This window comes from Shewanella sp. SG44-6 (assembly GCF_014164185.1).
In the GTDB taxonomy this organism is placed as follows: Bacteria; Pseudomonadota; Gammaproteobacteria; order Enterobacterales; family Shewanellaceae; genus Shewanella; species Shewanella vesiculosa.
In genome coordinates this window covers 19,825-27,009 of record NZ_JACJER010000066.1, presented here as the reverse complement: position 1 = coordinate 27,009, position 7,185 = coordinate 19,825, and the positions used below count along the sequence as shown (strand labels likewise).

Annotated in this window: 3 protein-coding genes, 1 tRNA gene and 1 pseudogene; all 5 read left to right on the top strand. The window is 43.3% G+C overall.

Annotated elements, in window-relative coordinates:
* Positions 1–281: pseudogene (locus tag H5185_RS13050) on the top strand (cation transporter); the annotation flags it as partial.
* A 105-nt stretch (positions 282–386) separates the two neighbouring features.
* A tRNA-Trp gene (locus H5185_RS13045) sits at positions 387–463 on the top strand.
* Positions 464–926: 463 nt separating this feature from the next.
* Positions 927–3,671, top strand: a complete 2,745-nt coding sequence (locus H5185_RS13040) for a TonB-dependent receptor (protein ID WP_182742319.1) — start codon at positions 927–929, stop codon at positions 3,669–3,671.
* A gap of 97 nt (positions 3,672–3,768) precedes the next feature.
* Entirely contained in the window at positions 3,769–6,114 is a 2,346-nt protein-coding gene (locus H5185_RS13035) for a glycoside hydrolase family 2 TIM barrel-domain containing protein (protein ID WP_182742318.1), read from the top strand.
* A gap of 25 nt (positions 6,115–6,139) precedes the next feature.
* Positions 6,140–7,183 carry a UDP-glucose--hexose-1-phosphate uridylyltransferase gene (locus H5185_RS13030; protein ID WP_182742317.1) on the top strand — a complete coding sequence of 348 codons (1,044 nt, stop codon included), beginning with the start codon at positions 6,140–6,142 and terminating at the stop codon, positions 7,181–7,183.
* The last annotated feature ends 2 nt before the right edge of the window (positions 7,184–7,185 follow it).

Here is a 7,185-nt window from a genome sequence, read left to right as displayed (position 1 = left end):
AGCAAACGAGTCCAATCTTGCTTGATAATTCAATCGGGTTGGACAAGAAGTCACGAATAAAACACTTCCTCGAGCATGATGGCGTTATTGTTACTGATCTTCATATTTGGAAGGTAAGCGCTGAACATTATGCTGCGATTGTCTCGTTACTAGTCCATAGTGACATTGATGCTGTGCAATTAAAGCAACAACTTGAAAGTAAGTTTTCGCAACTTAGCCATATCACAATCGAAATTAATCAATGTCCACTGGCATCCTGTAAAAGCATAAGCTACTCATAAATGCTTTTGAACGGCTTACTTGTGTGAAAAAACTGCAATTGAGCACTTTATTTGAAAAAGTACTTTACCTTTGGAAGGGGGTTTAGCATAATGCCCCTCGTCAACAGGGGTGTAGTTCCAATTGGTAGAACAGCGGTCTCCAAAACCGATGGTTGCGGGTTCGAGTCCTGCCACCCCTGCCAAATTTAGAAGGCCTAGCAGAAATGCTAGGCCTTTGTCTTTTCCGTTGCTATTTTTTCCTGGCAAATCCGCACTCTGATTTCAGTCTGCAATATTCAATTTATCCTTTTAAGATTGAGCAAGTTAACTCTTCCTATATTACTCGGTGAGTAAATCTTTTCTATAACACTATTTAGTTCCTTTTCCCTTTATTTCTTTTAGTTCATTTGCGCTATCTTGATGCACTCCATTGGGTTAATGCCCGATATTAGAGCAAAATACGCAAATCCTCTTAATTTACAATAAATTTTAATCCATTTAAAAACATAGTTTTACCCTTTTTTTACCCGTAATCGTGCAAATTTTTGTGGAAAACGTTTACCCTTGATGTTATAAAATATCTGCTAGATGGATACATCTAGTTAACAAAATGGTTGTCGCGCTCTCTACTCTATAAAAATAAATGTTAAGAGAATGGATAAGATAATGAAAAATAATATATTCAAACTCAGTAAAGTCGCAGTTGCATTGCTCCCTTTATGCTATGTAACTCATGCTTTTGCTGCGGAAGATGATACTAAAAAAGAAACAACAGAGGTTGCTGCTACAGCTACTGCCGAAGAAAAAGTTGAGGTAATACAAGTTAGGGGGTTTGCCTCAACTCTAAAACAATCGCTGTTTAGCAAACGTACTTCATCACAAACAGTCGAAACAATTTCTACCGATGATCTTGGCAATATGCCTGATGTGACTATTACTGACGCTCTTGCTCGTCTGCCTGGGGTGGCTGCCGATCGCGATCGTGGTAACGCAAGTCGTATTTCAATTCGTGGTATGGGGCCTCGGTTAAATATGGCCACTTTGAATGGCCGTGAGATTGTTAGTGGTGAGCCAAGTCGTGATGTGCGCTACGAACAATTTCCTGCTGAATTGATTAATTCGGTTCAAGTGTATAAAAGTCCAACGGCCAGTAATGTTGAAGGCGGTATTTCTGGCTTAGTGAATATGGATTTTGTCAGTCCATTAGCGCAAAGCGAACGTAAAGTAACATTAAGCGCTAATGGTATGTACTACGATCTGGCTGATGAATTGCCAGATGGGCAAACCAATGGCTCTAAATTGAGCTTTAGTATCGTTGATAACATTACCGATAACTTAGGTTATGCCTTCGGTATTGCTTATCAGGATCAGCCTTCAGTACAACGTGGTACTAAAAGTTGGAATTACAATAATGGCGCTGATAGAGGCGATATTAACGATAATGGTATCCAAGAGTCTGCACCTTGGGGCGCACAGTCAGGTGATAAAGTTGGTACCAATAAACGCTTAGGCTCTATGGGGATCCTAGAGTGGCAGGCGACTGATAAACTAAAGCTAAAATACGATCTGTTTTATTCAAAGTTTAAAATTGAAGAACGTGAAGATCAAATGTACTTCAATGACTTAGGAAATTATCAAAGCAGTAAAAATTGGAATTATAACAATTCTGCAGCTCAGCCCGAGATCATCACAAAGGCCGACGGTAGTGAACAGCTTGTTGGAGGCGGGTTAGCCTATGCAAACCATGAGGTGCATAACGCAACTTGGTTCCAAGAAAACGAGTTGTTGAGTACAGGATTGAATGCGGTATGGGAAGGCGATATATGGCGCATTAAAGCGGATGTCGGTTTTTCTAAAGCACAAATCGATTCTGTATGGGTTGATATTATCTCTAGCTACAACGGCCCTAGTTATGATTTAGGTTGGAGTGTGGCCGATGGTAATAGTTTCAGCGCTGAAGTGCATGATAATTCGGCGGAAGGGTTAAGTGCAATAGACATCTCTAATCCAGATTATTACACCTTAGGGGCCATGGAATGGGTTGAGACGGCACCCGGTGTTTGGGAAGAACAAGATATTGGTATGATCGGCGATAATGACCGCGACCTGTCGGATCAAATGGTGAATACCCGTGTAGACTTTGAGCGTTATGTCGATTGGGGAATTTTTCAACAATTAAGCTTCGGTATACGTTATTCAGATCGCGAGAAGGAAAACCGTGTCATAGACTGGCAGAAAGCCGTTGTTGCTGATAATGGCTTAACTAATTACGGCACAAGCTATGCTCTTGGTGGTGGCTATAAGGTGCCTAACCTTTACGCATTAAAGGATTGGGATAAAGTCGCACATGATGCGTTTGGTGGGCTTGGTAGTGCTGATTATGCATTGCAAAACAGCGCCGATAAGCTCGCATCTTGGAATTTAACTGAAAAGAACAGTGCTGCCTATGTGATGTTAAATATCAACAGTGAATGGGGCGATACACCTTATTCGGGCAATATTGGCGTTCGTGTTGTAAATACTCGCTCAACATCAGAAGGTTATGAGCAATTGCTTGATGGCTCTTTAGGTTCTGCGAGTATTGATCATGAATACACAGAAGTGCTGCCATCACTTAACTTGTTGTTTAATATAACTGATGATTCACAAATACGCTTCGGCTTAGCACGTACTATGTCACGTCCTCCGTTGATTGAAATGCGTACCGGTTTTTCAATCGATACTACAGTAACGCCAAATACCGCTTCTGGTGGTAACCCTGAGCTAGATCCATATATTGCCAATCAGGTAGATCTTGGCTACGAGTATTACTTCTCTGACAGTGGTGCTATGACAGTGTCTTTATTCTATAAAGACATGCAGAGCCATATTGGTATTGCGACCAGCACTAAAACCTTGGATGGTGTCGACTATGAATATAGCGGCCCAGTCAATGGCGATGGCGGTGCAATTAAAGGGTTTGAAGTCTTATACCAACAGGGCTTTGATTTCTTACCGGCACCATTTGATGGTTTAGGCATTTACGCTAACTATTCCTTCACTGATTCAGAAGTGGAAGAATTCACACCACAGGATAATCCATATGCTTTAGCAGGCTTATCTAAAAATGTCGGTAACGTGACCTTGTGGTATTACAAGGAAGGGTTTGAAGCACGAGTAGGCTATGACTACCGTAGTGAATACACTGGGATCAATAGCTGGGATCCAAGCGAAATCTCCTTATATGATGCCCAAGCTACTGTAGATGCGAGTATTTCATATCAGTTCACTGATAACTTTAAAGTGATGTTACAGGGGCAAAACCTGACTAACGAAGCGTCAACAAGTTATTGGGACAACGATAAAACCCGTGTAGCAGAAAATGCAGAGTGGGGTCGCCGTTACGTGTTGGGCTTTACGCTCTCTATGTGACCATAACTGAAGCGCTCACTTATGTGAGCGCCTTGGTTCATTTTTCACTACCGGGATTTCTAGTTTTTGGTTTATTCCGTTTATAAGGTACCTTGGTATGTATTTCAAGTTGTTGTTTGCAATTGTATTACTGTGTTTCCCCAGTGTGCAAGTGCAGGCTTCGCCACAGGCGCAGACTGCTATCAAACTGTCGTTCAACGAGGATTGGCAATTCCAAAAGTCACCCGCACACGCAACCGTGTTTCAGCCTGAAGCTAAAGCATGGGAAAAGGTGAGTTTACCCCATACTCCTAAGCTTGAACCTTTGTTGGTTAATGACCAATGGCAGGGTATTGCTCTGTATCAAAAGCAATTCAATGCCCCTAAATCGTGGCAAGGACAAAGTCTTTACCTACGTTTCGAAGGCGCAATGAACTCCACTCGAGTGTGGTTAAATGATAAGCCAATAGGTGAGCATTTAGGTGGTTATCTGCCATTCAGTATTGATATATCAACTGCAGTAAATTACGGGGCTGACAATCAGTTAAGGGTGGAGTTAGACAATAACGATAATCCAACAACTGGTCCTAAACCGCTACAATTACTCGACTTTAATACCTATGGCGGTTTATACCGCGAGGTTAACTTATTCATTAAAGCGCCACTGCACGTCAGTGATGAGATGCTGACTAATTTACCTAATCGTGGCGGTTTACTGATTTCGAGCAAGATAGACAATAAGGCTAAGGCAAGTGTGGCCGTTCAGACCGATATCCGTAATCAAGGTAGTAAACCGGCTAACTTCACCTTAAAACAGGTGCTTGAGTTCGACGGTAAAGCGGTTGCAACAACAGCGCAAAGCTACACTTTAGCTGCCAATAGCCAGCAAGTCTTTGACCAGAGCCTAACGGTTAAAAAGCCAAAGCTGTGGCATCCAACTCATCCAAATCTTTATCAATTAAATACTGAACTTTGGCAAGGTAAAACCTTGCTTGAGCGAAGCAATAATAACGTTGGAATTCGTGAGTTCGCCTTTAATGCTAAGCATGAGTTGCTGATTAATGGTGAACCCTATTTTTTACGCGGTGTTAATCGTCATCAAGATTATCCCCATGTCGGTTATGCCACCTCAAATCAGGCTGATTACCGGGATGCGATCAAAATTAAAGAGGCTGGATTTGATTATGTCCGTTTATCTCACTATCCCCATTCACCAGCTTTCATGGATGCTGCAGATGAATTAGGTTTAGTGCTGATTGATGACATATTAGGTTGGCAGTATTACTCTCCAGATCTAGCATTTGCTGAGCAAACGTACCAATCTTGCAAAGATTTAATACGTCGTGATCGCAATCATGCCAGCGTATTAGCATGGGAATGTTCGCTCAATGAAACTGAGATGCCACTGGCGTTTATTGAGCATTTAAAAGGTATTATTCAGGCGGAGTTACCTGGTGCTATGTCTGCAGGTTGGCAGACTCAATACGATATCTATTTACAAGCACGTCAACATAGAATGCAGCATTATCAAACACCTATTCAGCCGTACAATGTGTCTGAGTACGGTGACTGGGAATACTATGCGCAAAATGCGGGTCTTAACCAACAGTCATGGGCTGATTTAAAAGATGATGAACGCACCAGTCGTCAGTTACTCGGTGCGGGTGAGAAACGTCTTTTACAACAAGCGATGAACCTACAGGAAGCGCATAACGATAATCTTCACACTCCAGCGTTTGCTGATGGTTATTGGGTGATGTTTGACTATAACCGTGGCTATGCCAATGACTTAGAAGCATCTGGCATTATGAGTATTTATCGTCAGCCTAAGTTCAGTTATTACCTGTTCCAAAGTCAGCGTGATCCGGCGTTAACGTCAACCCAATACAATGCCGGACCTATGGTGTATATCGCTTCAGATTGGCAAGCGGACTCTTCGCCAAATGTTCGGGTTTTTAGTAACGCGGATGCCGTCGAGTTATGGTTAAATGGCAAATTAATTGCCCGTCAAACGCCCGATAACGGCGCGAATACAGACAAGCTGCCTCATCCACCCTTTACTTTTCATCTGCCACGTTTTGAGGCCGGAAAGTTGAGTACGAAGGCTTTTATTGGCAATAAATTAGTCGCAACCCACAGTGTTAGCACCCCAGAAGCGATTCACGCCCTTGAGATTTCACTCGATACCGCAGGTGTACCTGTTAATCCTACTGGCAGTGATGTGTTATTTGTCAATGTCAGATTAGTTGATACTAATGGCACCACAGTTCCTATGAATGGCAAAGTCGTCAGCTTTGAAGCCGATAGCGCTATTGAGGTACTTAACCCTGAAGCGATAGTGACTGAAAAAGGCGTTGCTACGGCTTTAGTTCGAGTACATAACGGCGCCAAAGGCGCGCACTTGCGAGCAAGTTTCAACCTTGAAAATGCCGTTACACCTTTAACTGCAGAGTTGAAATTCTAATACCATGAATGAGTTGAGTAATATCATGAACCCCGAATTTGATCCGACTGAACACCCACATCGCCGCTATAATCCGCTGCTGGGAGAATGGGTTTTAGTGTCGCCCCATAGGGCAAAACGTCCTTGGCAAGGCCAAGTTGAGGCTGTCGATGACGCGCCAAAGCCGAGTCACGATCCGAGCTGCTTTTTGTGTTCGGGTAACACACGTATTAATGGTGAGGTTAATCCGAGCTACACAGATACGTTTGTTTTCACCAATGACTTTGCTGCGTTAAAAGCTGATACGCCAAAATTTCAACAAAATTCTCCACTGTTTTGCATGCGTACCGAACAAGGTGAGAGTCGAGTAATATGCTTCTCACCCGATCATGCTAAAACCCTACCTGAGCTCTCAGTTGATTCAATCATTAAAGTGATTGAAACTTGGCAGAGTCAGTGTGCCGATTTATCCCAGCGTTATGTTTGGGTGCAAGTGTTTGAGAATAAAGGCGCTGTTATGGGCTGCTCCAATCCACATCCCCATGGGCAAATTTGGGCCCAGACCCAACTGCCCACACTAATAGAGCGCAAGCAACAAAGTCAGAGTGAGTATTTCAAGCAACAGGGTACAGCCTTGCTTGCCGATTATGTGGAGCAAGAAGTTGTCAGCTGTGAGCGTTTGGTGGTGAGCAATGAAGATTGGGCAGTGGTTGTGCCTTATTGGGCCGCTTGGCCATTTGAAACTTTACTACTGCCACGTTTTGCAATTCAGCGTATGACAGATTTAAGCGCCAGTCAGCAGGCCAGCTTGGCAGATATTTTGAGCCAAATTACCATTCGCTATGACAATCTGTTCCAGTGTTCCTTCCCGTATTCGATGGGATGGCATGGTGCGCCATACGATGGCGAAGCACATGATGAATGGCGCTTACATGCCAGTTTCTTCCCGCCATTACTGCGTAGCGCATCTGTGCGTAAGTTTATGGTTGGCTACGAAATGCTTGCCGAAGCCCAACGAGATTTGACCCCTGAGCAGGCCGCCGAGCGCCTACGTCAGTTGTCTCCCGTTCACTATAAAATGAAGTCTTAAAC